The organism is Variovorax xiamenensis, assembly GCF_050916385.1.
Taxonomy (GTDB): Bacteria; Pseudomonadota; Gammaproteobacteria; order Burkholderiales; family Burkholderiaceae_C; genus Variovorax.
On sequence record NZ_CP139038.1, the window covers coordinates 5,808,461 to 5,833,065 of the forward strand.

Below are 24,605 nucleotides of genomic sequence, written 5' to 3' on the forward strand. Positions count from 1 at the left end.
AAGAGGTTTAGATCGGGCGATCGGGCCAGCTCGGGTCGCCCGTCGCATTGGCGGTCAGCATCAGCACCACGTGCGCGTCCGCAGCGATGGAGTTGCTCTCGCGCAGTTGCCGCAGCGCGGCGAGGCCACCCGCGGCGCACAGCTCGGCGCTCACGCCGGCCGCGGTGAGCAGCCGCCGCGCGGCGCGCGCTTCGTCGTCATCCACCACCACGGCACCGCCGCCCGTGGCCGTGGCTGCCTGCCACTGCAGGTAGGTGACGGTGGCACCTGCCGTGGAGAACTGCGCCGTATGCCCCGGGTAGCTGCCGTTGATGGCACCGCCCGCGAACACGCGCGTGAGGCGCGGGAACGGCTCCACCAGCCAGAGCCTGGGCAGGCGCGCGATGCGCCCTGCCGCCAGCAGGTCGCGAAAGCCCGCGTAGATGCCCCACGCCAGGTCGCCGCGCGCGGTGGGAATCACGACGTGGTCGGGCAGGCCGCCGTCGTTCAGGCATTCGAGCGCGATCGGCTTGTAGCCCTCGATCGCCAGCGGCGCGCTGCCCAGTGCGGGCAGGCGGTAGTTGGTCAGCGCGAAGTAGCCCGGGTGCTGCGAGCGCTCGCGCACGAAGGCCCAGCGGCCCGCGTTGTCGGAGAACACATAGCGGCGCGCGCCCAGCGCATCGAGCTGCCGCGCGTAGGTGGCCGGCATGCCCTCGTAGGTTGCCACTTCGCAGCCCAGGCCCGCGGCCCATGCGTAGTGCGCCGCCGAGACGGCCGCGTTGCCCGACGAGGCCAGCACCAGCGTGTGGGCGTCGAAGTCGAGCGCCTGCGCCACGCCCACGGCTGTCATGCGGTCCTTGTGCGAGCCGGTGGGGTTGCACGACTCGTCCTTGATCGCGAGGCGCGCCACGCCGAACTGCTGCGCGAGCCCGGGCAGGTCCTGCAGCGGCGTCTGCCCCTCGCCCAGCGCGAAGCCGGAGGTGTAGGGCATCGGCATGAGCTCGGCGCCGTCGGGCAGGTAGCTGGCGCGCAACGCAACGTGGAAGCCCGCTTGCTTGCACGCCGGGCAGCCGTCGTGCGTCAGCGTGACCGGGTAGAGCGCATCGCATCGCAGGCACTGCAGGCCGCGCAGGTTCGGGTTGCGCACGGGCTTGGGCGTGCGGTCGCGGACCATGCCCAGCGGATGCCCCGGCGACGAGGGATGGCTCAACGGATCCAGCGGGGGAGCGGCGAACTTGAAGTCGAGAACGGGCGATGTCGTCACGGGGTCATTCGTCTGATGAAGTTGTGACTAAATCTTATGCAATCGGAAATAAAATTATGCAGCCTCAGATACTCAACCGATAACAGAACTTATCGATGCGATTCGGCGAAATCGAAACGTTCCGGGCCCTCATGCGCAGCAGCTCCACCCGCAAGGCCGCTGCCCTGCTGCATGTGACGCAGCCCGCCATCAGCCAGTCGCTCAAGCGGCTCGAGGCGCAGGCCGGCATGCTGCTTTTCCAGCGCATCGGCGGGCGGCTGGTGCCTACGCCAGAGGCGCGCGCGCTTTGGGTGGAGGTGGAGCGGGTCTTCATCGGCATGGACGCCATCGAGCACCGGGTGCGCAGCCTGCGCGACTTCGGTGTCAGCCAGCTGGAGCTGAGCAGCTTTCCGGCCTACGGCCTGGGCTTCATGCCGCGGGCGCTGGCGCGGTTGAAGGCGCACCGCGGCGCAAGTCCGTGGCCGCAGGTGTCGCTGCAGGTGCTGAGCTCCAAGGACGTGCGCGACCGCGTGGCCATCGGCATCTCCGACTTCGGGCTGATGGCCGACGAGCTCTCGCTCGAGGGCATCGACCACTCCACCTTCTCGCGCTTTCCCGGCGTGGTGGTGATGCCGCCCAACCACGCGCTGGCCCGTTTCAAGACCATCAAGCCCGAGCAGCTCGCCGAGGCGCCCTTCATCTCGCTCAACCCCGAAGACCCCTCGCACCAGCGGCTCGAAGCCGCCCTGGCGCCGCACGGCGTAGCGCTGCGCGTGCTGGTGCAGACGCCCTACGCCGCCAGCGTGTGCGAGATGGCGCTGCGCGGCCTGGGCGTGGGGCTGGTCAATCCGATCACCGCGCTCGACTACGTGGAGCGCGGCCTGGTGGTGCGCCGGTTCTCGGTCGACGTGCATTTCACCTGCCTGCTGGCACTGCCGGCGGGCAAGGTGCTCTCTGCCACGGCGCGGGATTTCATCTCGCTCATGCGCCAGCAGCTGGCCGAGGACGAGAAGCGCATCCAGCGCCACCTGCGCTAGCCGGTCAGGACAGGGCGTTCACTTCCAGGTGAACTCGTGGTTCAGCCCGATCACGAAGCCCCGCACGCCCTGCGGCCCGGTGCGCGATGCGCTCACGTCCACGCTGATCAGCGGCGTGATGCTGAAGCGCCCGCCGACGCGCGAGGTCCAGACGTTCGACGCCCGGCTGCGCTCGGCGATGAGCGACACGGTGTCGTTCAGCGCCCATTCCACGCCGACACCGCCGCGCGGCGTGCGCACGCCGGTTCCGGTGGCCCAGTCGGCGCCGACGTTCGCGTGGATCTGCAGGCTGTCGAGCGGCCTCCAGGTCACAGGAATGACGAACTGCCCGCCCGCGCGGCCGCCGCGCTTGAAGTCGAAGACCGCGCCCATCGACACGGCGGCGCTGAAGGGCGCGTCGGCCGCCTGCCCGTAGAAGTTCCACTTGAGCTGCGGCCCGCCCGTGACCGAATGAACGCCGTCGACCGAGGTCCGGTCGAGGTTCAGGCCCAGCTCGAAGGGCCCGACGCGGCAGGCCGGCCCGAAGTGGAAACCCGTGACGGGCTCGACGCCCGTGCGGCCCCACCAGGTCTCGTACTGGCACTGGCCCGGGTCGAGCGTGCTGGCGTCGTCCACGTCGAAATGCCCGGCCGCCTGCGCGCCCAGGCCCGTGAACAAGCCGGAAGCCGCGAGCATCCAGCCGCGCCATGGCGGCTGGGGTGTTGCTCTGCCGTATCTGTTGCTGTTGTTCATCGCTCGCGTCCCGTGGGCCCTCGAACCATTCTAGGGACGCGGAAAGTAGGCGCCATGACGCGGCGCCGCACGGTGGGTACCCTTCAGATCTCGAACTGGGGCTGCAGCTCGCGGATGCGCTTGATGGCCACGCCCGCCGCCGCCGTGCGCGTCTCGACGCCCAGCTTCACATACACCCGCTCCAGGTGCTTCTTGGCCGTGGCCGGGCTGCTGCCGAGGATCTCGCCGATGTCCCTGTTGGTCTTGCCCTTGACCACCCAGTACAGCACCTCGGCCTCGCGCGCCGTGAGCTTCAGGCTCAGGCTCATGGCCTCGATGACCGCCGTGTCGGACACCTCGCGCATGATGATCATCCACTCGTCGCCGTCGTCGTCGCCGCCGGTCTGCTGGTGCAGCCGCAACGTGAGGCTGCCGGCGCCCTGCACGATGGACAGCGCCGGCGGCTCGATGCCCCGCTCGCGCGCGGCGGGCGTGTGGCTGCGCAGCCATTCGAGCACCGCCGGCGGCGTCTCGGGCGCGCGCGTCTCGCAGTAGCGATGCAGCAGGTCGCGCGCAAGCGCTGTCTGCCAGATCAGTCGCCCCTCGGGCAGCCGCACCGTGATGCTCGCGTAGCCGAAGGCGTCGAGCGCGTTGCGCGCCTGGCCGGCCTGCCGCGCGTCCTGCCTCGCGCGGCGCGCGCCCTGCAGGTGCACGTTCATGCGCGCCAGCACTTCCTTCGGCTTGATGGGCTTGGTGACGTAGTCGACGCCGCCCGCCTCCAGCGCCGCCACCAGATGCTCGGTCTCGGTGAGCCCCGTCATGAAGACGATGGGGATGTGCGCCGTCGCGGCATCGGCCTTGAGCCTGCGCGCGACCTCGAAGCCGTCGATGCCCGGCATCATCGCGTCGAGCAGCACGATGTCGGGCTTGGCCTGCACGGCGCGCTGCAGCGCCTGCTCGCCGTTGGTGGCGATGAGCACGGTGTAGCCCGATTCGTCGAGGGCGTCGTGCAGCACCGCGAGGTTGTCGGGCACGTCGTCCACGATCAGCACGAGGTCGCTGTTGGCGCCCTGCTGTTCGCGCAGGGCCCTGGCGAGGGATGAGGTTTCCATGGCGGGAGGTTGCGTCGGCGGGGTCATGCGGCGCTTTCGACTGCTTCCGCAAGCGCGCGGCTCATGGCCTCGAACTGGAACTGGCGGGCCAGTACGCGCTGGGCTTCGGTCCATGCCGCGCACTCGGGCTGCGCGGCGTCGATGTCGTCGAGCTGGTTCATGATGCCCCGGAAATAGCCAAGCCCCACGGCCTCCTCCAGCGCGCGCAGGCGGGCCAGCGAGGGCGCAAGCATCGCGCGCGGCACGGCGGCGGGTGCAGGCTTGGCGGCGGTATCGGTCCACTGCAGGCCCAGCCTGCGCTCGAGCCAGTCGAGCAGCTCCGTGTGGCGCACGGGCTTGACGAAGAAGTCCTCGGGCGCGATGCCCACGTCGTTGTCGAGCCCCTTGTCGAAGGCGTTGGCCGAGACGATGGCCACCGAGGCTTCGGTCAGCCCCAGCTTGCGTGCCCGGCGGATGGTCTCCCAGCCGTCGATGCCGGGCATCGCGAGGTCGACGAACATCGCGTCGGGCCGGTAGCCCGCCGCGACCAGGTCGAGCGCGTCGTGCCCGCTGGCCGCGCTGCGCAGCTCGAAGCCCAGCGGCGCGAGCAGGTGGCCCAGCAGGTCGCGGTCGGCCTCCTCGTTGTCGACCACCAGCAGCCGGCGGCGCGGGCCCTCGTAGCCGCGTCGCGCGCGCGGAACGGGCAGCGCGCGTCCGCTGCCCGTCGCCGTCTCGTGCACGCGCGGCAGGAAGAGCCGCACGCAGAAGAGCGACCCCACGCCCGGCGTGCTGCTCACCTTCATCTCGCCACCCATCAGGTCGGTGAGCATCTTTGCGATGGTGAGGCCCAGCCCCGCGCCCGGCGCGGCGGCCGTGCCCGTGGCGTTGCCCCGCGCGAAGGGCTCGAAGATGCGCTCGATGTCACCGGCCGGCATGCCCGGCCCGGTGTCCTCGATCTCGATGGAGGCGAACTCGCGCGCATAGGCCAGCCGCAGCGTGACCTGCCCCGCCGCCGTGAACTTGATCGCGTTGCCCAGCAGGTTGATGAGGATCTGGCACACGCGCTTCTCGTCCGCGCGCACCACCTCGGGCAGCGCCCCCGCCGCCTCGAAGCGGAACTGCAGCCCCTTCTCCGCAGCCTGCAGCTCGAACATGTCGGCCAGCTCGCGCAGCGTGTCGGCAAAGCGCATCGGCCGCGCATGCAGCGTGAGCTTGCCGGCCTCGATGTGCGCGATGGCCAGCGTGCCCTCGATGAGCGACAGCAGGTGCTCCCCGCCGCGCTTGATGACCGCCACCGCCTGCTGGCGGTGCGGCGGCACCGAGTGGTCTTCGCCCATCAGCTGCGCATAGCCCAGGATGCTGTTGAGCGGCGTGCGCAGCTCGTGGCTGATGGCGCTGATGTAGCGGCTCTTGGCCTGGTTGGCCTGGTCGGCCGCCTGCTTGGCGAGCTCGGCCGCGAGCTTGGCCTGCTCCGCGATCTCGCGCGCCTCGTCGGCCGACTGCTTGGCGGCCTGCAGCGCGCGGTCGGTCTCGCGGTGCAGCTCGATCTCGCGCACCAGCAGGTGGGTCTGGCGGTTCGACTCCTCCTGCGCCACCTTGCGGCTCTGGTGCGCGAGCACCAGCCACCACGCGACGATGCCCGCGATGACCAGCAGCGCCATGTACGCCTTGAGGAAGCCCGAGCGCAGCGACAGCTTCTGCACGCCGGCCAGCGCGGCGGCCACGTCGGGCTCGGAAGCCAGCTCCAGCGCGCCTTCGGCGAAGGCACGCAGCTCCTGCTGGTAGAGCACGCCGAACACCACCGCCAGCAGCGGCACGATGACCAGCATCAGCAGCAGGAAGTGCCCGAGTCCGGTATCGAGATAGCGCCAGCTGCGACGCGGCAGCAGCCATCGCAGCACCGCCGACCATTGCGAGGACAGGCTCGCGTGCGGCTTGCACAGGTCGCCGCAGCGCGCGTCCAGCGTGCAGCACAGCGAGCAGATCGCGCCCTGGTAGGCCGGGCAATGGGCCATGTCGGGCCCCTCGTACTCGCGCTCGCAGATCACGCAGTGCTGCACCTTCAGCCGCTGGTAGCTGCCCTCGTGTTCGACCCTGGCCCAGCGCACCGCGCCGGCCCCGGAGGACGGCACGCCGCGCGCCAGGTAGTACTTGCCGCCGGTCGCCCAGGCCAGCAGCGGCGAGGCCACCAGCGCCGTGCCCAGCGCGATCAGCGCCGAGAAGGCCTGTGCCAGCGGCCCGAACACGCCCAGGTGCGCCGTGATCGACAACCCCGAGGCCAGCGCCATCGCGCCCACGCCCACCGGGTTGATGTCCCACAGGTGCGCGCGCTTGAACTCGATGCCCGGCGGCGACAGGCCCAGCGGCTTGTTGATGACCAGGTCGGCCACCACCGCCATCATCCAGGCGATGGCGATGTTGGCGAACAGGCCCAGCACGTCGCCCAGCGCCTCGAACACGTTCATCTCCATCAGCATGAAGGCGATGAGCGCGTTGAACACCACCCACACCACCCGCCCCGGGTGGCTGTGCGCCACGCGCGAGAAGAAGTTGCTCCAGGCCAGCGAGCCGGCGTAGGCGTTGGTCACGTTGATCTTGAGCTGCGAGATCACCACGAACAGCGCCGTGGCCGCCACCGCCCAGCCGTAGTGCGGGAACACGTATTCGTAGGCCGCCAGGTACATCTGGTTCGGGTCCACCGCCCGGTCGGCCGGCACCATGTGCGTGATCGCCAGGTAGGCCAGCAGCGCCCCGCCCAGCATCTTGAGCACGCCCAGCACCACCCAGCCCGGCCCGCCGGCCAGCACCCCGGCCCACCAGCGCCGCGCCGTGGCTGCCGTGCGCGCGGGCATGAAGCGAAGGTAGTCGGCCTGCTCGCCCATCTGGGTGATGAGCGCGATGCCGACCGTGAGCGCCGCGCCAAACAGGTGCAGATCGAAGCCCTTGGTGCCCGACCTCACGCCGTTGTAGTGCACGATGCCCGCGAACGCACCAGGATCGCGCACCAGCACATAGGCAAAGGGCACCACCAGCATCAGCAGCCACAGCGGCTGGGTCCACAGCTGCAGCCGGCTGATGGCCGACACCCCGTGCGTGACCAGCGGAATCACCACCAGCGCGCACACCAGGTAGCCCCAGACCGGCGGAATTCCCAGCGCCAGTTCCAGCGCATAGGCCATCACGGCCGCCTCGAGCGCGAAGAAGATGAAGGTGAAGCTCGCGTAGATCAGCGAGGTGAGCGTGGAGCCGATGTAGCCGAAGCCTGCGCCGCGCGTGAGCAGGTCCATGTCGACGCCGTAGCGCGCCGCGTACACGCTGATCGGCACGCCCGCCAGGAAGATGATGAGCCCCGTCGCCAGGATCGCCCAGAAGGCGTTGGCGAAGCCGTACTGCACCAGCAGCGTGGCGCCCACCGCCTCCAGGATCAGGAACGAGGCCGCCCCGAAGGCCGTGTTGGCCACCCGCCATTCGGACCACTTGCGAAAGCGCTGGGGCGTGTAGCGCAGGGCGTAGTCTTCCAGCGTCTCGCTGGCGACCCAGCTGTTGTAGTCGCGCCGCACCTTGACGATGCGCTGCGGGGCGTCGTCGGGGGTGGCGGTCGTGGCTTCAGGGTTCACACCGTTTCGGTGCATCTTTCATGCCATCCGTACGGCTTTTGGCGAACAGGGCACGACTGTTGCAAAGAAGCCGGCTTGCCCATAATGGCCGCCTCCTCCCGCCACCCGACGCCGATCTCATGGAACTGACCCCGCGCGAAAAAGACAAGCTGCTGATCTTCACCGCGGCACTCCTGGCCGAACGCCGCAAGGCCCGCGGCCTCAAGCTCAACTATCCCGAAGCCATCGCCCTGATTTCCGCCGCCGTGATGGAAGGCGCGCGCGACGGCAAGAGCGTCGCCGAGCTCATGAGCGACGGGCGCGCGGTGCTGACCCGCGCCGACGTGATGGACGGCATCGCCGAAATGATTCCGGACATCCAGGTCGAAGCCACCTTCCCCGACGGCACCAAGCTGGTCACCGTGCACCAGCCCATCGTCTGAAATTCGAAGAACAAAAGGACTTTCCATGCGCAACAACAGCACTTCCAGAACCCTCGCCCTGCTCGCCCTGCTGCTGCCCCTCGCGGCCAGCGCCCACACCGGTGTCGACGGCGGCATGCACCACGGCTTCGTCACCGGCTTCATGCACCCGCTGACCGGCGCCGACCACCTGGCCGCCATGGTCGCGGTCGGCCTGTGGAGCGCGCTGGCCGCGCGCCGCGCCTGGCCAGACCTGCTCTGGGCGCCGCTGGCCTTCGCCGGCATGCTGCTGGCGGGCGCGCTGATGGGGCTGGCCGGCGTGCAGCTGCCGGCGGTCGAGCCGATGATCGCGGCCTCGCTGCTGGTGCTGGGCCTGCTGGTGGTCACGCGCGTGCACCTGCCGGCCGTGGCGGCCATGGCCGTGGTCGGCGTGTTCGCCGTCTTCCACGGTGTGGCCCACGGCTACGAACTCGCGAGCGAACAGGGCGCCGCCCTCACGTTGGCCGGCATGGTCTGCGCGACGGTGCTGCTGCACGCGGCGGGCATCGCGCTGGGCTGGGCGCTGCGCCATGCCAACGCATGGCTGCCGCGCATCGCGGGCGCCGCCGTGCTCGGCCTCGGCGCGACGCTGCTGGCGCAAGCCATCTGAGGCAGGCCCACTCATGATTCCCGGAGAACTCCTCACCGACGACGGCGAGCACACGCTCAACCCCGGCCGCCGCACCCTCACGCTGGTGGTGCAGAACACCGCCGACCGGCCGATCCAGGTCGGCTCGCACTATCACTTCGCCGAGACCAACGGCGCGCTCGGCTTCGGCCGCGAGGCCGCGCGTGGCATGCGACTGAACATCGCCTCGGGCGCCGCGGTGCGCTTCGAGCCGGGCCAGCAGCGCACGGTCGAGCTGGTCGACTTTTCCGGCGATCGCATCGTCTACGGCTTTCGCGGCCTCGTTCAAGGGAAGCTCTGAAACATGGCCACCATCGGGCGACGCGCCTATGCGGAAATCTTCGGCCCCACCGTGGGCGACCGTGTCCGCCTCGCGGACACGGAACTGCTGATCGAGGTCGAGGCCGACTACACCCTTCGCGCCGGCGGCTACGGCGAGGAGGTGAAGTTCGGCGGCGGAAAAACCATCCGCGACGGCATGGCGCAATCGCAGCGCACCAGGGCGCAGGGCGCGGTCGACACCGTGCTGACCAACGCGCTCATCCTCGACCACTGGGGCATCGTGAAGGCCGACATCGGCCTGAAGGACGGCCGCATCGCCGCCATCGGCAAGGCCGGCAACCCCGACGTGCAGCCGGGCGTGGACATCGTCATCGGCCCGGGCACCGAGATCATCAGCTGCGAGGGCAACATCGTCACCGCCGGCGGCATCGACAGCCACATCCACTTCATCTGCCCACAGCAGATCGAGGAGGCGCTTTCCTCCGGAGTGACCACCATGCTCGGCGGCGGCACCGGCCCCGCCACCGGCACCTTCGCCACCACCTCCACGCCCGGCCCCTGGCACATCGAGCGCATGCTGCAGGCGGCCGACGCCTTCCCGATGAACCTGGGCTTCCTCGGCAAGGGCAACGCCAGCCTGCCGCACGCGCTGCACGAGCAGATCGACGCCGGCGTCATCGGCCTGAAGCTGCATGAAGACTGGGGCACCACGCCCGCAGCCATCAACAACTGCATGGACGTGGCCGACGCCACCGACACGCAGGTGGCCATTCACAGCGACACGCTCAACGAATCGGGCTTCGTCGAGAACACCATCGCCGCGGTGGGCGGGCGCGGCATCTGCGCCTTCCACACCGAGGGCGCGGGCGGCGGCCACGCGCCCGACATCCTTCGCGTGGTGGGCGAGGGCAACTTCCTGCCGTCGTCCACCAACCCGACGATGCCCTACACCGTGAACACGCTCGACGAGCACGTCGACATGCTCATGGTGTGCCACCACCTCGACGCCGGCATCGCGGAAGACCTGGCCTTCGCCGAATCGCGCATCCGCAAGGAAACCATCGCCGCGGAAGACGTGCTGCACGACCTGGGCGCGATCAGCATGTTCAGCTCCGACAGCCAGGCCATGGGCCGTGTCGGCGAGGTCGTCATCCGCACCTGGCAGACCGCGCACAAGATGAAGCTGCAGCGCGGCACGCTGCCCGAGGACAGCGCGCGCAACGACAACTTCCGCGCGAAGCGCTACGTCGCCAAGTACACGATCAACCCGGCCATCGCGCACGGCATCGCGCACGAGGTGGGCTCGATCGAGGTCGGCAAGTGGGCCGACATCGTGATCTGGAAGCCGGCCTTCTTCGGCGTGAAGCCCTTCACCATCCTGAAGGGCGGCAGCATCGCGCTGGCCGCCATGGGCGACCCGAACGCATCGATTCCCACGCCGCAGCCGGTGCACTACCGCCAGATGTTCGGCGCCTACGGCGGATCGCTCGCGAAGAGCTCGCTCACCTTCGTCTCGCAGGCCGGGCTGGCCGCGGGCATCGGCGAACGCTACGGCCTGAAGAAGCAGCTCAGTGCGGTGAAGAACATCCGCAACGTGCGCAAGAAGGACCTGATCCACAACGGCTACACGCCGAAGATGGAGATCGACGCGCAGACCTACGCGGTGCGCGCCGACGGCAACCTGCTGACCTGCGAGCCGGCCAAGCTGCTGCCGATGGCGCAGCGCTATTTCCTGTTCTGAAGCCCCGGGGAATGCGCCTGCTTGACAGGCTGCGTATCCTCGAAGGTATTCATCCAGCCAGCGGGCGCCCTCCGGGGCGCTCCATTTGCACCATGCTCACCGCCAACAAACTCATGCCCCAGGGCCGCGGCCTCGCGCCCGTGCTGCTCAAGCGCGCAGCCACCATCGAGCTCGACTGGGACATCCGCCAGAAGAGCCGCTTCGACGCCACCGACTCGCAGGGCCGCCAGATCGGCGTGTTCCTGCCGCGCGGCACCGCCGTGCGCGGCGGCGACGTGCTGGTGGCCGAAGACGGCTCGCTGGTGCGCGTGGTCGCGGCGCCGCAGCCCGTGCTGCGCATCACGCACTGCACGGCGCACGGCACGCCCTTCGACCTGACGCGCGCGGCCTACCACCTGGGCAACCGGCACGTGCCGATCGAGCTGAAGCCCGACCACCTGAAGATCGAGCCCGACCACGTGCTGGCCGACATGCTGCGCTCGATGCACCTGATCGTCGTGGCGGTCGAGGAGGCCTTCGAGCCCGAGGGCGGTGCGTATGGATCGCACGAGCATTCGCATGGCGGGCACGGCCACGGCCATGACCATGGGCACTCCCACCATGACCACGACCACGGGCATTCGCACGGAAGCGGCGACGGACAGAAGCCGCTGGTCCTCGCGCCGGAGCTGCTGGACGACCATGACGGTCACGGCCACTCGCACGGCCATGACCGCGGCCACGGACATCACGGCCACTCCCACTGATCGCCGACATGTCCGCCCAGGGCCTCCTGCAACTGATCTGGCTGGCGTCCCCGGCCCTTCCGGTCGGCGGCTTCTCGTACTCCGAAGGCGTCGAGGCTGCCGTCGAATGGGCTGGCATCGACTCGGAGCCGCGCGCCGCCGAATGGCTCTCCGACCAGCTGCACCTGAGCTTCGCCCGCGGCGATCTCGCCGTCTTCGCGCAGGCGATGCAGGCCTGGCGCGCCGACGACATGCCTCGCGTGCGCCAGCTCAACGACTGGGTGATGGCCACGCGCGAATCGGCCGAGTTCCTGCTGCAGACCGAGCAGATGGGCCGCTCCTTCGTCGAATGGCTGAAGCTGCACCATGCGGACACGGCAGAAGTCTTCGCCGACCTGGGCGCGAGCTACCCCATCGCATTTGCCTTCGCAGCGAACCGCTCGGGAGCCTCGGCGCACGACGGCTGCCTGGCCTTCGCATTCGGCTGGGCCGAGAACATGGTCGGCGCCGCCGTCAAGGCCGTGCCGCTGGGCCAGAGCGCGGGCCAGCGCATCCTCGGGCGGCTGGCACAGGAGATCCCAGATGCCGTGACCCGCGCGATGGCCCTCGGCGACGACGAACGCCAGGCCTTCGCGCCCCTGCTGGCGGTGCTGTCGGCCCGCCACGAAACACAATATTCCCGCCTCTTCCGAAGCTGAACCGAGCACCATCCCCATGACCTCCGCCCTGCACCACATTCCCAACCGCACCAAGAGACTTCCGCCGCTGCGCGTGGGCATCGGCGGCCCGGTCGGCTCGGGCAAGACCACGCTGCTGGAAATGCTCTGCAAGGCGATGCGCGACAAGTACGACCTGGTCGCCATCACCAACGACATCTACACCAAGGAAGACCAGCGCCTGCTCACCGTGGCCGGCGCGCTGCCGGCCGAGCGCATCATGGGCGTGGAAACCGGCGGCTGCCCGCACACCGCGATCCGCGAGGACGCCTCGATCAACCTCGAGGCCATCGACCGCATGCTGGAAGACTTTCCCGACGCCGACGTGGTGTTCGTCGAATCGGGCGGCGACAACCTCGCGGCCACCTTCAGCCCGGAGCTCTCGGACCTCACGATCTACGTGATCGACGTGGCGGCCGGCGAGAAGATTCCGCGCAAGGGCGGCCCCGGCATCACCAAGAGCGACCTCTTCGTCATCAACAAGACCGACCTCGCACCCTACGTGGGCGCCAATCTCGACGTGATGGAGCAGGACACGCAGCGCATGCGCCGCCAGCGCCCCTACGTGATGACGAACCTCAAGACGCTCTCGGGCGTGGCCGACGTGGTCGCGTTCATCGAGGAAAAGGGCATGCTGGCCGCGGCCTGAAGCCGGCCCGCAAGGATCAGGGCAGGCCGAGGTAGACCCGCAGGTCGTCCCTCACCGTGCCGGCGGAGGCCACGGCGGTGCGCAGGCGCTCCTCGCTCACGCCGAACCATTGAGTCCAGTAGTCGACCTCCTTGAGGTCTGTGACGTCGATCCGTTCATCGTCCCGTGGAATGCGGATCTCGGTGTCTTCGCGCATCGTCTTCTCCTGAAGAGCCGGAAATTGGTTGCTGGAATGAAGTGCCAGGGCGGCGGGGGCCGGTGAAGCAGTTTCTCCGTGCGCCCCATCCGGGCCGCCGGACGAATCCGCCCCACCTTGCAGGACAACTGCCATAGTCCCCCCACGGCCGCGTGCATGCGGTGCCGTCCTGCAAGCCTGCCGCGGCCCGGATGCTTGAATCACGCAGTTACCTTGATTCATTCATTCGCGGAGAAGCGACCATGGAGCCTCATAACCAGCGGCTGCTGAGCATGGGCGTGCCGGGCCTCAACGATGTGCTCGGCGGCGGCCTCGAGCCAAACCGGCTTTATCTGTTCGAAGGCACACCCGGTGCCGGCAAGACGACCATCGCGATGCAGTTCCTGCTCGAAGGCGTGGCGCGCGGCGAGTCGGTGCTGTACGTGACGCTGTCCGAGACCGAGCCCGAACTGCGCGGCGTCGCCGACTCGCACGGCTGGGACATCTCCAGGGTCCACGTGCGGGAAATGCTGCCCACCCAGGACAGCCTGCAGCCCGAGGAGCAATACACCATGTTCCACCCCTCCGAGGTGGAGCTGAGCGAAACCACGCTGCGCATCCTGAGCGACGTGGAGGCCATCAAACCTTCGCGCATCGTTTTCGATTCGCTGTCCGAGCTGCGGCTGCTCTCGGGCACCTCGCTGCGCTACCGCCGGCAGATCCTGGCGCTCAAGCAGTTCTTCGCGGGGCGCCAGTGCACCGTGCTGCTGCTGGACGACATGACCGCCACCGAGCACGACCTCCAGGTGCAGAGCATCGCGCACGCGGTGGTGCGGCTGGAGCAGTCGAACTCCGACTACGGCGCCGCGCGCCGCCGCCTGCTGGTCGTGAAGTACCGCGGCCAGTCGTTCCGCGGCGGCTATCACGACTACAAGATCCATCGCGGCGGCCTGCAGGTGTTTCCGCGACTGGTGGCGGCCGAACACCTCAACGACATCGCGCTGACCAAGCTGCCCAGCGGCATCGAGGCACTCGACGCGCTGCTGGGCGGGGGCCTCGAGAAAGGCACCAGCACCCTGTTCGTCGGCGCGCCGGGCACGGGCAAGTCGTCGGTGGCGGTGCAGTTCGCCATCGCCGCGGCCGAGCGCGGCGAGGCTGCCGCGCTCTTCATCTTCGACGAGAGCATCAACACCTTGCGCACCCGCAGCGCCGGCCTGAGCATGAAGCTGGAGCCTCATCTTCAATCGGGCCGCATCCGCATCAAGCAGGTCGACCCGGCCGAACTATCGCCCGGCGAGCTGGTGCACGAGATCCGCCAGGCCGTGACGCGGCACGGCGCGAAGGTCATCGCCATCGACAGCCTGAACGGGTATCTCAACGCGATGCCCGACGAGCGCTTTCTCATCGTGCAGCTGCACGAGCTGCTCACCTACCTGGGGCAATCCGGCGTGGCCACGCTGCTGGTGGGCGCGCAGCACGGGCTCATCGGCGCGCAGATGCAGACCCCCGTGGACGCCAGCTACCTGGCCGACGCCGTGGTGCTGCTGCGCTACTACGAGGCCGAAGGCGAGGTGCGCCAGGCCATCTCGGTGCTCAAGAAGCGCGGCGGCGCACACGAGCGCTCCATCCGCGCTTTCTCGATGGACCAGCGCGGCCTGCACGTGGGAGATCCGCTGCACCGTTTCCGAGGCATCCTGACCGGCGTGCCCGTGCCGATCGACGGCGTTTCCAAGCCCCCGCCGTGACCGAGAGCCCGGCGATCCAGCTGCCGCAACTGCGAGATCCGCAGCTGCGCGTGCTCATGAGACCGGCGACCGCGAAGGACGCCGCGATGACCGCCGCCGTGCTCCTGCGCGCCGGCATCGAGGCGCAGACGTGCGCCGGCATTCCGGAGCTGCTGCGCGAAATGGGCCACGGCGCCGGCGCGCTGCTGGTGTCCGAGGAGATGCTCGCGGGCAGCGGCGCCGGCGAACTCGCCGCGGCAGTGGCGGCCCAGCCCCCATGGTCCGACCTGCCGGTGCTGATACTCGCGCGGCAGGGCGCCGACTCGCGCGCCATCAACACTGCCATGGAAGGCATGGCCAACGTCACGGTGCTGGAGCGCCCGATCCGCGTGGCCTCGCTGGTGAGCGCATTGCGCAGCGCGCTGCGCGCGCGGCGGCGGCAGTACGAACTGCGCCGCATGCTCGACGACCTCAACGAGGCCGACCGGCGCAAGACCGAGTTCCTGGCCACCCTCGCCCACGAGCTGCGCAACCCGATGGCGCCGCTGAGCACGGCGCTGGCCATCCTCAAGCGCAAGCCGCTGACATCCGAGGCCGCGCTGCCCTACTACGAGCTCATGGGTCGCCAGCTCGACCACATGGTGCGGCTGGTGAACGACCTGATGGAGGTCTCGCGCATCACGCGCGGCAAGATCGAGCTGAAGCTGGACGAACTCGCGCTGGACAAGGTGATTCGCAGCGCGGTGGAACTCAGCCGCCCGCTGATGGACGCCGGTCGCCACACCCTCGAGGTGCACCTGGCCGGCGCCTCGCTGGCCGTCAGGGGCGACAGCGTGCGCCTCACGCAGGTATTCGCGAACCTGCTGAACAACGCCGCCAAGTACACGCCCGAGGGCGGACGCATCGACGTGTTCCTGGAGAGTGACGGGCATGGCCATGCGGTGGTGCGCGTGAAGGACAGCGGCACCGGCATTCCGGCCGCCATGCTGGACGCGATCTTCGACATGTTCGTGCAGGTCAGTGGCACCGCGCGCGCCGCGCAGGGCGGCCTGGGCATCGGCCTCACGCTGGTGAAGAGCATCGTGGAGCTGCATGGCGGCACGGTCGACGCCAGGAGCGACGGCGTGGACCGGGGCAGCGAGTTCACGGTGTCCCTGCCACTGCTCGACCACGGAGTGCGCCCCGGCGCGGAAACCGGAGCGCCCGAAACCACCATCGCGGCGCACCACCGCATCCTGGTGGTGGACGACAACCGCGACGCGGCCGAGTCGCTCGAGGCGCTGCTGGAGCTGTTCGGCGCACAGGTCGCGGTGGCGTTCAACGGCCCGGATGCGTTGGCGAAGGCCGAGCAGTTCGATCCCTCGATCGCCATCCTGGACATCGGCATGCCGGGCATGGACGGCTGCGAGCTGGCGCGTCGCCTGCGAGCGCATGCGCGGCTGCATGGCATCGGCCTGATCGCAGTTACGGGCTGGGGCCAGCCCGACGACCGGCTGCGCATCGCGCGGGCCGGCTTCGACCATCACCTGCTGAAGCCGGTCGATGTAGACGAACTGGCGATGGCCCTGCAGAAACTCGACCAGCGCGGCACGGCCTGAGGCAGGCGGCCCTTCTCTTCAGAGCTCGCTGCCGTCGCGCAGCTGCCGTGCCTTGTAGACCAACCGCACACTGGCCCGGCGCGGATCGCCCGACTGCTGCTGCACGTAGATGTCTGTGTCGCTGCTGACCCATGCCGCATACGCGCTGCCGGGGTCGCGCGACGAAAGCTCGTTGCCGAAGGCGCCGCGCCCCCACTGCACCAGCGCCGCGAAGGCCGCCGCGCCGGCATCGGGCGCTGCCTGCGCCGAGGCCACGTATTCGACGCGCCGCAACTCGGAAGCCGCGAAGAAGAAGGTCGGCTCGAACAGCAGCCCCGCCATCTCGACTGGCGCCGCGCGCCATGAGCCGACAAGGCCGCCGCCCAGGCGCTGCGGCCTCTGCACGCGTTCGGCGGCGGGCAATGCGGCCTGCAGTTCCTCGGCCGACATGCCCAGCCGCACGCCGGGCGGCAGGGCCTGCGCATGCAGGGCGCCTGCTGCGAAAAGAGCAGCGCTCATGGCGAGCGCACGAAGAAGGATCGAGGGAGAAGGAAGTCGCACGACGGGCATCGAAGGGAAGGAAGGCGGCGGCAGCGTGGGACCGCAAGTATCGCGCGGAGTTCCGGTCCGACGCCCTTCCCCAGCCTTCCCGGCCCTTCCCTCGTCGTCAGTCCTCGACGAAGGCCTCTTCGCGCTTGGCCTTCACCGAAGGCAGCAGCACGATGATCAGCAGCAGCGCGGCGGCGACCAGCAGCCCCGCCGACAGCGGCCGCATCACGAACACGCTCCAGTCGCCGCGCGACAGCAGCAGCGCGCGGCGCAGGTTCTCTTCCATCATCGGCCCCAGGATGAAGCCCAGCAGCAGCGGCGCGGGCTCGCACTTCAGCTTGAGGAACAGGTAGCCCACGATGCCGAAGATCGCCACCATCCACACGTCGAAGGTGTTGTTGTTCTCCGAGTAGACGCCCACCGCGCAGAACAGCACGATCGACGGGAAGAGCCACTTGTAGGGAATGGTCAGCAGCTTGATCCAGATGCCGATCATCGGCAGGTTCAGCACGATCAGCATCAGGTTGCCGATCCACATCGAGGCGATCAGGCCCCAGAAGAGCTCCGGGTTGCTGGTCATGACCTGCGGGCCGGGCTGGATGTTGTGGATGGTCATCGCGCCCACCATCAGCGCCATCACCGCGTTGGGCGGAATGCCCAGCGTCAGCAGCGGAATGAAGGAAGTCTGCGCGCCTGCGTTGTTGGCCGACTCGGGGCCGGCCACGCCGCGGATGTTGCCCTTGCCGAAAGCGATCTCGCCCTGCTTGAGCTTGATCTTCTTCTCGATGGTGTAGGCCGCGAAGGCCGACAGCAGCGCACCGCCGCCGGGCAGGATGCCCAGCGCCGAACCCAGTGCCGTGCCGCGCAGCACGGCGGGCGTCATGTCCTTGAAGTCCTGCTTGGTGGGCCACAGGCCCTTCACCTTGGCGGTGAACACCTCGCGCTCGTGCTCGGGCACCGCGAGGTTGGCGATGATCTCGCCATAGCCGAACACGCCCATCGCGATGGCGATGAAGCCGATGCCGTCGGTCAGTTCGGGAATGTCGAAGCTGTAGCGCGCCACGCCCGAGTTCACGTCGGTGCCCACGAGGCCGAGCGCCAGGCCCAGCAGGATCATCGTGATGGCCTTGAGCAGCGAGCCCGAAGCCAGCACCACGGCGCCGATCAGGCCCAGGATCATCAGCGAGAAGTATTCGGCCGGGCCGAACTTGAAGGCCAGCTCGGTCAGCGGCGGAGCGAAGGCGGCCAGGATCAGCGTGCCCACGCAGCCCGCGAAGAACGAGCCCAGGCCTGCCGCCGCAAGTGCCGGCCCTGCCCTTCCTTTCCGCGCCATCTGGTAGCCGTCGATCACGGTCACCACCGATGAAGACTCGCCCGGCAGGTTCACCAGGATGGCGGTGGTGGAGCCGCCGTACTGGGCGCCGTAATAGATACCGGCCAGCATGATCAGCGCCGACACGGGCGGCAGCGCGTACGTGGCAGGCAGCAGCATCGCGATGGTCGCGACCGGGCCGATGCCCGGCAGCACGCCGATCAGCGTGCCCAGCAGGCAGCCGACGAAGGCGTAGACGAGGTTCTGCGCCGTGAAGGCGACGCCGAAGCCGATCGAGAGATTGGTAATCAGGTCCATGTGTCTTGTCTTTGGTCTTGTTGTTCTTCTTTGCGCATCAGCCCGAGATGAAGGTCGGCCACACCTGGAACTGCAGCTTCAGCGCGACCACGAAGGCCAGGTAGCTGCCGAGCGCGAGGATGGTGGCGAGGACGGTCACGCCCTTCCAGCCGAAGTTGTCCCCGGCGAGGCTAGCGATGAAGGTCAGCGCATAGATGGCGACGATGAGCCCCATCGACGGCAGGCCGATGCTCGGCAGGCCGCCCAGCAGCACGCCGAACATCAGGTTCGCGCCGATGATGAAGGCCAGCGGCTTCCATGCGATGCGCCCGATGGGCTCGCCGTCGTCGGTCTCCACCGCGAGCGCCTTGAGCGTGATGAGCACGCCCATGAGCGCGATCAGGATGCCCACGATCAGGGGAAAGTAGCCCGGCCCCATGCGGGCGCCGGTACCGACGTTGTAGGTCGTGGCGCCCCACGCGAAGGCCACGCCGAAGGCGCTGAAGAGCACGCCCGAGCAGAAGTCTCTCTGACTCTTGATTCTCACCGTTGATGTCTCCTGGAACTGCATTGATCGGCACGGGATGTGCCCCAGGCGATCCTAGGAATTCACGGCTGCGCTGTGCATGAACAAAACATTGCCATCCGGCAATGTTGCGAACGGACGAGAGGCAGGAAGAACGAAGGCAGCGAAGGCGCCCGGCCTTCAGCCGTCCGCCATCGGCAGGTCGATGCAGGCACGCAGGCCCGGCTTCGCATCCGCGAAGTCCAGCCGCCCGCCGTGCAGCGCCACCACCGCCGACACGCTAGCCAGCCCCAGCCCGTGGCCTGGCACGCTGCGGTCGAGCCGGTGGAAGCGCACGCCGATGCGTTCGTGCTCGGCCTGCGGGATGCCGGGCCCGTCATCCTGCACGAAGAGCTGCGCCCTGCCATCCACCGTGTGCGTGCCTATGCGCACGGTGGCGCCGGTGCCGGCGTATTTCAGCGCGTTGTCGAGCAGGTTGGCGGCGGCGCCCGCCAGCAGGTCGCGGTCGCCCAGCGCCACGGCCATGTCGGCGGGATCGCGCAGCAGCACGATGCCGTGCAGCTCGGCCACGGCCTCGTAGAGCTCCGCCACGTCGTCGGCGATCACGTGCAGCGCCACCGGCGCGAACTGCTGCCGCCGCGCGCCGGCTTCCACTTCCGCGATCTGAAGCAGCTTCTCGAACACCACGGCCAGTTCCTCGAGTTCGCGGATGGCGGTGGCCACGGCCTCGCGCTGCGGGTCGTTCGCGTCGAGCCCCGACTCCACCGCGCGCAGCCGCACCAGCACGCGCGTGAGCGGCGTGCGCAGGTTGTGCGCGATGGTGTTGGAGACGTGGCGCACGCCGTCCATCAGCGACTGGATGCGGTCGAGCATCGCGTTGATGTCGTGCTCCAGCAGCGCGAATTCGTCCTCCTCGCCCGAAGGCTCCACGCGCTCCTGCAGCTCGCCCGCCGCGATGCGCGCGGCCGTGCGCCGCACCGCGCCCACGCTGCGCTCCAACTCCTGGCGAAAGACGAAGGTGCCGCCGATCAGCAGCAGCACCGCCACGATGCCGGCCGCCGCGCTGGCGCTGGCCACCAGCGATTCGATGGACTCCTGGTCGCGCAGGTCGTGCCCCACCACCAGCAGGCCGCCGTCGGGCAGCGGGCGCATCACCAGATACGCGATGACGGTCTGGCCCGCGCGGACCACGCGGCGATGCACGCCGTCGCCGGCATCGGGAGCCTGCGAGGGCATCTGGTCGAGGTTGCCCGCGAGCTTGTTGCCTTCGCGGTCGGTGAGCAGGTAGATCTCGTTGTCGGAGTTGCGCCCGTCGGAAAGCGCATTGGCGATCTCGCCGGCCACGCCGTCGGCGCCGCGCGCGTCGTAGCGCACCATCAGCTGCTGCATGCTCGCGGCCACCTGTCGCACCATGCGCTGCTGCAGCACGCCCACCGTCTGCATGTAGACGATGGCCAGCGCCGCGAGCATGGTGATCGCTACCAGCAGCCCGTAGTAGAAGGCGAGCCGGAAGCCGACCGAGCGCCACAGCCGGCGCAGGGCGGCCGTCATTGCGGCGGCGCCAGCGTGTAGCCCACGCCGCGCACGGTGTGGATCAGCGTGGGAGCGCCGCCCGCGTCGAGCTTGCCGCGCAGCCGGCTGACCTGCACGTCGATCACGTTGGTCTGCGGGTCGAACTGGTAGTCCCACACCGCCTCCAGCAGCATGGTGCGCGTGACCACCTGGCCCGGATGCATCATCAGATAGGCCAGCAGCCGGAACTCTCGCGGCTGCAGGGCAATGGCGCGGCCGCCGCGCTCGACGTGGCGGCGCGCGAGATCGAGCGTGAGGTCGGCCACCTGCAGCGTGCGGATCTCGGGCCCGGTGCGCGAGCGCCGCACCAGCGCCTCGGCGCGCGCCGCGAGCTCGGAGAAGGCAAAGGGCTTGGCCAGGTAGTCGTCGCCACCGGCCTTGAGGCCGCGCACGCGCTCGTCGAGCGCGTTCAGCGCGCTGAGCACCAGCACAGGCGTCTTCTTGCCGAGCGCGCGCATGGTCGAGAGGATCGACAGGCCATCCACCTCGTTGGGCAGCATGCGGTCGAGGATGACGATGTCCCACTGCTCGCCCGTGGCGCGCGCGAGCGCGTCGGCGCCATCGCGGCTGATCACCGCCACGTGGCCGAGCGAGCGGAAGCCGTCGGCGATGTAGCGCGCGTTGTCGGCGTCGTCCTCGACGATGAGGCAGCGCCACATGGCCGTGGGGCCTAGCACTCCCGCGCGGCGCCCCGAAGCGGGACGGCGAAAGAGGCTGGCGATGAAGAAGGAAGACCGGAAGGACCGGAAAGAGGCTGCGTTCTGATGCTCATGGCGATGGGGTCGGCCGGCGCCCCATCGTCACGTTCACGCGGGCGCCGCCGGGGCCATCCTAGCCGCCATTGGATCAGAGAAAGCGCAGCCGCTTCATTACCGTTTGTCCATGTTCGGCTGCCGCACCCAGGCCCTCAGGCCTGCAGCAGCGGCAGGCGCAGCGTGAGCCCCAGCACGCCGCCGCCGTCGGGCGCCGAGTAGATGCGCCCGCCGTGATGGCCGGCAATGCGCTCGCAGGCTCTTGCGCTGGCCGCCATGGCGGCCGAAAGCTTGCTGTCGAAGAACCTTGCGAGCGGGGGATGCGCATCGACTGCATCGAGATCGCGCCAGTGGATCACCGCCTGCCCGCCATCGGCGTGCGCCGACACCTGCAGCGTGGCTCCGGCGCGCATCACGCTGGCCGCATAGGCCGTGACCTTCGCGAGCAGTTCGCGCAGTTCCGCCTCGATGGCGAACACGCGCACCGCTTCCTGCGGCAGCTGGATGTCCAGGCGGATGGCCCTGCCGTCGGCCTGGGCCGAGGCCGCGTCGAGCAGCGGACGAATATCTTGCGCGCGGCTCGCGCCCATGCGCTGCTGCGCTTCCTTCCGGGCCTGCTGCGCGAACTCGCGCGCCTTCGCGCTCTGCCGCACGTTGGCGATGAAGAGCGAACACATCATGCCGACCACGCTGCCCAACCCGAGAAGGATCACGGCGGCGATGATGAAGCCGAGGTTGCCCGAGTGCAGCTGCGCGCCGCTCATCAGCGCGCCCCCGGAGGCTGCTGCCCCGGTTCGCCCGGCAGGTCGCGCGCGCAGCGTTCCTGTGCCGGAGCATGGCCGGCTTCGCACATGCCCCATCCCGGAGGCGGCGGGCGGCGGGCATCGCCGAAGAGCATCGGCGGGGGTGGTCCCTCGCCACGGAAGCCCGGCGGCGGCGGACGGTAGGGCATGGGCGGCGGGGGCAGCATGATGCAGCCGGTCAGGCCGGAGGCCGCCAGCACGCCCGCGAGAAGTCGGACTCGGTTCATGGGTCGAAGCTCACTGCTGGTTGGATGGAATGAAGAAGAGAAGCGGAAACGAAAAAGCCGCGCGGAAGAAAAAGGGCTGCATGCGCATGCCCCTTCTCTTCCGCGCGGCGCGCGTTCAATCTCAGAACGCGTGGCGGATGCCGAAGTCGTAGCCGGTGGAGGAACGCGGCAGGCCCGTGTAGCTCGTGCCCGTGCTGCCGTAGCCGGTGGTGCTGGCCGACACCAGGCTGCCCGTGTAGTTCACGTCGTTGCGGTTGTTCACGCGCGCCACCGTCGCATACAGCGCCGTGCGCTTGGACAGGTTGTGCACGTAGCCGATCGCGAACTTGCGCGCCAGCGGGTCTTCGCCCGTGATGCCGGCCGTACCCTCGTTGTAGCGAACCTGCGAGTACGCCACGCGGATCAGGCCGGCACCCACCGGCACGGTCGCGCCGATCAGGTAGCCGTTGTAGCTGTCGTGCCTGTCGGCCGCTGCCGAGTAGTCGAACTTGTTCTTCACGTTCGAGAGTTCACCGAACAGCTTCACCGGACCGAAGTCGTACGAAGCACCCAGGTTGATGGTCTGCACGCTGCGCTCCAGCGCGGTGGTGTCCACCACGGTGCTGCGGCCCACGCCCAGCGCCACGTCCAGAGGACCGTTGGCATAGCCGAAGCGGCCACCGACGTAACGGCCCGCGCTGCTGCTCGAGGCTGCGGTGGTGCTGGTCGCGTCGGTGCTGGCGTTCTCGTGCAGGCTGTACTGCACCTGGCCGTAGAAGCCGCCCAGGTTCGGCGGCAGGAAGTAGCCGATCGAGTTGCTGGCGCGCACGTAGTTGGCGTTGTTGATGGTGGTGTTGCCGCTGACGGTGCTGATCACGTTCGTGCCCGAGCCGTTGGTGCCGAACGGGTCGAAGACGGTGTCGTTCCAGAAGGTGGGCGTGTAGTCGCGGCCCAGGCGCAGTTCGCCGAAGCCACCCGACAGGCTCACGGTGGAGCGGCGCGAGAAGGTGGAGATGCCGGTGGCGCCGTCGTCGTTGGTGATGGGCGCTTCGAGCCAGAAGCTCGCGGCCAGCCCGCCGCCGAGGTCCTCGGTGCCGCGGAAGCCGATGCGGCTGGAGTTGTAGGCGGAGTTGCCCAGGCTCGTCTTGCTTTGCTTGACCGACGCGCCGGTGGTGGTGTCGCGCGAGGTCGTCGACTGGTAGGTCAGGCCGGCGTCCACGACGCCGAACAGCGTGACCGACGATTGGGCAGAAGCCAGGCCGCAGACGGCCAGGGCAGCGAATGCCGTGAGGGTTTTCTTCATTCAGGGTTCTCCAGTTGCAGCGGCTCCACATCGAGCAGCAGGCATGCATGGTCCCGTTCAAATTCGGAGGAATCTTGTGGTTGACCGTTGCTTTGCGAGAACTGTTGTTTGCACGCAAACCATCGCCATCGACCGAAGGAAACACCTCGTTCAAGAAGTCTCCCAAAAGCGGCGCGATGCTCCCCCGATCGAAGGAGCTCTCCATGACCATTGCCTTGCCGCCGAGCACCACCGCCACCTCGCTGGGTGTGCAGCAGCTCGCCAGCGCATTCAGCCCGACCTTTTCCTACCTGCGCATTCTTCGCAACCTCATCATCCCGATGCCCGAGGGGCACACGATTCCTACCGCGCGCGTCGATGCGGTGCTGGTGTGCGAGACCGGCGTGTACCTCTTCGAGATCAAGGCCTGGCGCAACGCCTTCGTCTACCGCAAGAAGTCGGACCAGTCGCCGCCGCGCTGGTTTCTTCGCCTGCACGGCGGCAAGAACGCGCGCGAGGTGAAAGACCCCGCGTGGCAGGGCGGACGCAAGACATCGCAGCTGCGAAGCCTCTTGTCCGACGAGCTGCGGCTGCAGTACTTCGTGCTGCTGCCCTGCGAGGGCATCGAGCTCGAGGGCGTGATGCCGGCGGCCGTCATCACGCAGCAGGATCTGCCCTACATCGCGCGCCTGGTGCGCAACAACGGGCGGCTGGCGCGCAACTACCCGCTTCTGGACGAGCAGGCCGTCGATCGCACCGTGGAGCGCCTGCTCGATATACAGGGAGGCCTGACGATGGAGGACCACCTGCGCAACTGCCGCGAAAGAAGCACGCACGCCCCGCAAGGAGCCGCGGCGCCGGCATGGGCGGCATCGAACGCGATGGGGTTGCAGTAAGCCGGAAGTAAAGACCCCGACCGTTCCGGGGCAGCCGGGAGAAAGTCCCAAATTTCTCCGACATTGGCGGGAACC

24 protein-coding genes are annotated in these 24,605 nt (G+C 68.9%); 11 read left to right on the top strand and 13 right to left on the bottom strand.

Annotated elements, in window-relative coordinates; all coding sequences use genetic code 11:
• Positions 1-7: 7 nt before the first annotated feature.
• Positions 8-1,243, bottom strand: a complete 1,236-nt coding sequence (locus SFB74_RS26515) for a threonine synthase (RefSeq protein ID WP_432727350.1) — start codon at positions 1,241-1,243, stop codon at positions 8-10.
• Between the two features lie 95 nt (positions 1,244-1,338).
• Between SFB74_RS26515 and SFB74_RS26520 the strand changes: the two genes are divergently transcribed.
• The gene (locus tag SFB74_RS26520) at positions 1,339-2,259 is read left to right on the top strand and encodes a LysR substrate-binding domain-containing protein (RefSeq protein WP_432727352.1); all 921 of its coding nucleotides are present in this window, start codon (positions 1,339-1,341) and stop codon (positions 2,257-2,259) included.
• A gap of 18 nt (positions 2,260-2,277) precedes the next feature.
• Here the strand turns inward: SFB74_RS26520 and SFB74_RS26525 are convergent, their stop codons facing one another.
• The 3 genes from SFB74_RS26525 to SFB74_RS26535 all read right to left on the bottom strand — a co-directional run bounded on the left by SFB74_RS26525 (position 2,278) and on the right by SFB74_RS26535 (position 7,693).
• Positions 2,278-2,991 (bottom strand): hypothetical protein, encoded by a 714-nt coding sequence (locus SFB74_RS26525; protein WP_432727353.1) that lies wholly within the window; start codon positions 2,989-2,991, stop codon positions 2,278-2,280.
• Between the two features lie 83 nt (positions 2,992-3,074).
• Complete coding sequence (locus tag SFB74_RS26530; RefSeq protein WP_432727354.1) at positions 3,075-4,082, bottom strand: response regulator transcription factor; 1,008 nt, start codon at positions 4,080-4,082, stop codon at positions 3,075-3,077.
• A gap of 23 nt (positions 4,083-4,105) precedes the next feature.
• Positions 4,106-7,693 carry a hybrid sensor histidine kinase/response regulator gene (locus tag SFB74_RS26535; protein WP_432727355.1) on the bottom strand — a complete coding sequence of 1,196 codons (3,588 nt, stop codon included), beginning with the start codon at positions 7,691-7,693 and terminating at the stop codon, positions 4,106-4,108.
• A gap of 104 nt (positions 7,694-7,797) precedes the next feature.
• Here SFB74_RS26535 and SFB74_RS26540 point away from each other — a divergent pair, with 104 nt between their 5' ends.
• The 7 genes from SFB74_RS26540 (at position 7,798) to ureG (ending at position 12,859) form a co-directional block, all read left to right on the top strand.
• Positions 7,798-8,100, top strand: coding sequence for an urease subunit gamma (locus tag SFB74_RS26540; RefSeq protein WP_116909187.1), 303 nt, complete (start codon positions 7,798-7,800; stop codon positions 8,098-8,100).
• Positions 8,101-8,125: 25 nt separating this feature from the next.
• Entirely contained in the window at positions 8,126-8,728 is a 603-nt protein-coding gene (locus SFB74_RS26545) for a HupE/UreJ family protein (RefSeq protein ID WP_432727356.1), read from the top strand.
• Positions 8,729-8,741: 13 nt separating this feature from the next.
• Complete coding sequence (locus tag SFB74_RS26550; protein WP_432727357.1) at positions 8,742-9,047, top strand: urease subunit beta; 306 nt, start codon at positions 8,742-8,744, stop codon at positions 9,045-9,047.
• 3 nt (positions 9,048-9,050) lie between these two features.
• The gene (gene ureC / locus SFB74_RS26555) at positions 9,051-10,769 is read left to right on the top strand and encodes an urease subunit alpha (protein ID WP_432727359.1); all 1,719 of its coding nucleotides are present in this window, start codon (positions 9,051-9,053) and stop codon (positions 10,767-10,769) included.
• A gap of 92 nt (positions 10,770-10,861) precedes the next feature.
• Positions 10,862-11,515, top strand: coding sequence for an urease accessory protein UreE (gene ureE / locus SFB74_RS26560; RefSeq protein WP_432727361.1), 654 nt, complete (start codon positions 10,862-10,864; stop codon positions 11,513-11,515).
• A gap of 8 nt (positions 11,516-11,523) precedes the next feature.
• Positions 11,524-12,192: an urease accessory protein UreF gene (locus SFB74_RS26565; protein ID WP_432727363.1), complete on the top strand. Its 669-nt coding sequence runs from the start codon at positions 11,524-11,526 to the stop codon at positions 12,190-12,192.
• Positions 12,193-12,208: 16 nt separating this feature from the next.
• A complete protein-coding gene (gene ureG / locus SFB74_RS26570; RefSeq protein WP_432727364.1) occupies positions 12,209-12,859 on the top strand; it encodes an urease accessory protein UreG in 651 nt (216 codons plus the stop codon).
• 16 nt (positions 12,860-12,875) lie between these two features.
• Here ureG and SFB74_RS26575 read toward each other — a convergent pair whose 3' ends face one another.
• Positions 12,876-13,055, bottom strand: coding sequence for a DUF3606 domain-containing protein (locus SFB74_RS26575; RefSeq protein WP_432727365.1), 180 nt, complete (start codon positions 13,053-13,055; stop codon positions 12,876-12,878).
• Between the two features lie 242 nt (positions 13,056-13,297).
• On the opposite strand from SFB74_RS26575, the gene SFB74_RS26580 reads away from it, so the two are divergent.
• Positions 13,298-14,779 carry an ATPase domain-containing protein gene (locus SFB74_RS26580; RefSeq protein WP_432727366.1) on the top strand — a complete coding sequence of 494 codons (1,482 nt, stop codon included), beginning with the start codon at positions 13,298-13,300 and terminating at the stop codon, positions 14,777-14,779.
• Positions 14,776-16,356, top strand: coding sequence for a hybrid sensor histidine kinase/response regulator (locus tag SFB74_RS26585; protein WP_432727368.1), 1,581 nt, complete (start codon positions 14,776-14,778; stop codon positions 16,354-16,356). The genes SFB74_RS26580 and SFB74_RS26585 overlap by 4 nt, the downstream gene beginning before the upstream one ends.
• Before the next feature lie 18 nt (positions 16,357-16,374).
• Here the strand turns inward: SFB74_RS26585 and SFB74_RS26590 are convergent, their stop codons facing one another.
• The 8 genes from SFB74_RS26590 to SFB74_RS26625 form a co-directional block, all read right to left on the bottom strand.
• Positions 16,375-16,854: a hypothetical protein gene (locus SFB74_RS26590; RefSeq protein ID WP_432727369.1), complete on the bottom strand. Its 480-nt coding sequence runs from the start codon at positions 16,852-16,854 to the stop codon at positions 16,375-16,377.
• Between the two features lie 148 nt (positions 16,855-17,002).
• Positions 17,003-18,514 (bottom strand): tripartite tricarboxylate transporter permease, encoded by a 1,512-nt coding sequence (locus SFB74_RS26595; RefSeq protein WP_432727371.1) that lies wholly within the window; start codon positions 18,512-18,514, stop codon positions 17,003-17,005.
• Between the two features lie 37 nt (positions 18,515-18,551).
• Positions 18,552-19,040, bottom strand: a complete 489-nt coding sequence (locus tag SFB74_RS26600) for a tripartite tricarboxylate transporter TctB family protein (RefSeq protein WP_125946716.1) — start codon at positions 19,038-19,040, stop codon at positions 18,552-18,554.
• A 159-nt stretch (positions 19,041-19,199) separates the two neighbouring features.
• Positions 19,200-20,570 carry a sensor histidine kinase gene (locus SFB74_RS26605; protein ID WP_432727374.1) on the bottom strand — a complete coding sequence of 457 codons (1,371 nt, stop codon included), beginning with the start codon at positions 20,568-20,570 and terminating at the stop codon, positions 19,200-19,202.
• The gene (locus SFB74_RS26610; RefSeq protein WP_432727376.1) at positions 20,567-21,250 is read right to left on the bottom strand and encodes a response regulator transcription factor; all 684 of its coding nucleotides are present in this window, start codon (positions 21,248-21,250) and stop codon (positions 20,567-20,569) included. Before SFB74_RS26610 ends, SFB74_RS26605 begins: the two co-directional genes overlap by 4 nt.
• Before the next feature lie 248 nt (positions 21,251-21,498).
• A complete protein-coding gene (locus tag SFB74_RS26615) occupies positions 21,499-22,107 on the bottom strand; it encodes an ATP-binding protein (protein WP_432727378.1) in 609 nt (202 codons plus the stop codon).
• Complete coding sequence (locus SFB74_RS26620; protein ID WP_432727380.1) at positions 22,107-22,373, bottom strand: hypothetical protein; 267 nt, start codon at positions 22,371-22,373, stop codon at positions 22,107-22,109. The genes SFB74_RS26615 and SFB74_RS26620 overlap by 1 nt, the downstream gene beginning before the upstream one ends.
• Positions 22,374-22,494: 121 nt before the next feature.
• Positions 22,495-23,655 carry a porin gene (locus SFB74_RS26625; RefSeq protein ID WP_093210124.1) on the bottom strand — a complete coding sequence of 387 codons (1,161 nt, stop codon included), beginning with the start codon at positions 23,653-23,655 and terminating at the stop codon, positions 22,495-22,497.
• A 203-nt stretch (positions 23,656-23,858) separates the two neighbouring features.
• Between SFB74_RS26625 and SFB74_RS26630 the strand changes: the two genes are divergently transcribed.
• Positions 23,859-24,530, top strand: coding sequence for a nuclease-related domain-containing protein (locus tag SFB74_RS26630; RefSeq protein ID WP_432727382.1), 672 nt, complete (start codon positions 23,859-23,861; stop codon positions 24,528-24,530).
• Positions 24,531-24,605 lie beyond the last annotated feature (75 nt).

What these genes read in the sequence shown, in the direction of transcription:
- SFB74_RS26520 (WP_432727352.1), top strand. Translation starts at nt 1,339, where the DNA reads ATGCGATTCGGCGAAATCGAAACGTTCCGGGCCCTCATGCGCAGCAGC.
- SFB74_RS26525 (WP_432727353.1), bottom strand. Translation starts at nt 2,991, where the DNA reads ATGAACAACAGCAACAGATACGGCAGAGCAACACCCCAGCCGCCATGG.
- SFB74_RS26530 (WP_432727354.1), bottom strand. Translation starts at nt 4,082, where the DNA reads ATGGAAACCTCATCCCTCGCCAGGGCCCTGCGCGAACAGCAGGGCGCC.
- SFB74_RS26535 (WP_432727355.1), bottom strand. Translation starts at nt 7,693, where the DNA reads ATGCACCGAAACGGTGTGAACCCTGAAGCCACGACCGCCACCCCCGAC.
- SFB74_RS26540 (WP_116909187.1), top strand. Translation starts at nt 7,798, where the DNA reads ATGGAACTGACCCCGCGCGAAAAAGACAAGCTGCTGATCTTCACCGCG.
- SFB74_RS26545 (WP_432727356.1), top strand. Translation starts at nt 8,126, where the DNA reads ATGCGCAACAACAGCACTTCCAGAACCCTCGCCCTGCTCGCCCTGCTG.
- SFB74_RS26550 (WP_432727357.1), top strand. Translation starts at nt 8,742, where the DNA reads ATGATTCCCGGAGAACTCCTCACCGACGACGGCGAGCACACGCTCAAC.
- ureC (WP_432727359.1), top strand. Translation starts at nt 9,051, where the DNA reads ATGGCCACCATCGGGCGACGCGCCTATGCGGAAATCTTCGGCCCCACC.
- ureE (WP_432727361.1), top strand. Translation starts at nt 10,862, where the DNA reads ATGCTCACCGCCAACAAACTCATGCCCCAGGGCCGCGGCCTCGCGCCC.
- SFB74_RS26565 (WP_432727363.1), top strand. Translation starts at nt 11,524, where the DNA reads ATGTCCGCCCAGGGCCTCCTGCAACTGATCTGGCTGGCGTCCCCGGCC.
- ureG (WP_432727364.1), top strand. Translation starts at nt 12,209, where the DNA reads ATGACCTCCGCCCTGCACCACATTCCCAACCGCACCAAGAGACTTCCG.
- SFB74_RS26575 (WP_432727365.1), bottom strand. Translation starts at nt 13,055, where the DNA reads ATGCGCGAAGACACCGAGATCCGCATTCCACGGGACGATGAACGGATC.
- SFB74_RS26580 (WP_432727366.1), top strand. Translation starts at nt 13,298, where the DNA reads ATGGAGCCTCATAACCAGCGGCTGCTGAGCATGGGCGTGCCGGGCCTC.
- SFB74_RS26590 (WP_432727369.1), bottom strand. Translation starts at nt 16,854, where the DNA reads ATGAGCGCTGCTCTTTTCGCAGCAGGCGCCCTGCATGCGCAGGCCCTG.
- SFB74_RS26595 (WP_432727371.1), bottom strand. Translation starts at nt 18,514, where the DNA reads ATGGACCTGATTACCAATCTCTCGATCGGCTTCGGCGTCGCCTTCACG.
- SFB74_RS26605 (WP_432727374.1), bottom strand. Translation starts at nt 20,570, where the DNA reads ATGACGGCCGCCCTGCGCCGGCTGTGGCGCTCGGTCGGCTTCCGGCTC.
- SFB74_RS26610 (WP_432727376.1), bottom strand. Translation starts at nt 21,250, where the DNA reads ATGTGGCGCTGCCTCATCGTCGAGGACGACGCCGACAACGCGCGCTAC.
- SFB74_RS26615 (WP_432727378.1), bottom strand. Translation starts at nt 22,107, where the DNA reads ATGAGCGGCGCGCAGCTGCACTCGGGCAACCTCGGCTTCATCATCGCC.
- SFB74_RS26620 (WP_432727380.1), bottom strand. Translation starts at nt 22,373, where the DNA reads ATGAACCGAGTCCGACTTCTCGCGGGCGTGCTGGCGGCCTCCGGCCTG.
- SFB74_RS26625 (WP_093210124.1), bottom strand. Translation starts at nt 23,655, where the DNA reads ATGAAGAAAACCCTCACGGCATTCGCTGCCCTGGCCGTCTGCGGCCTG.
- SFB74_RS26630 (WP_432727382.1), top strand. Translation starts at nt 23,859, where the DNA reads ATGACCATTGCCTTGCCGCCGAGCACCACCGCCACCTCGCTGGGTGTG.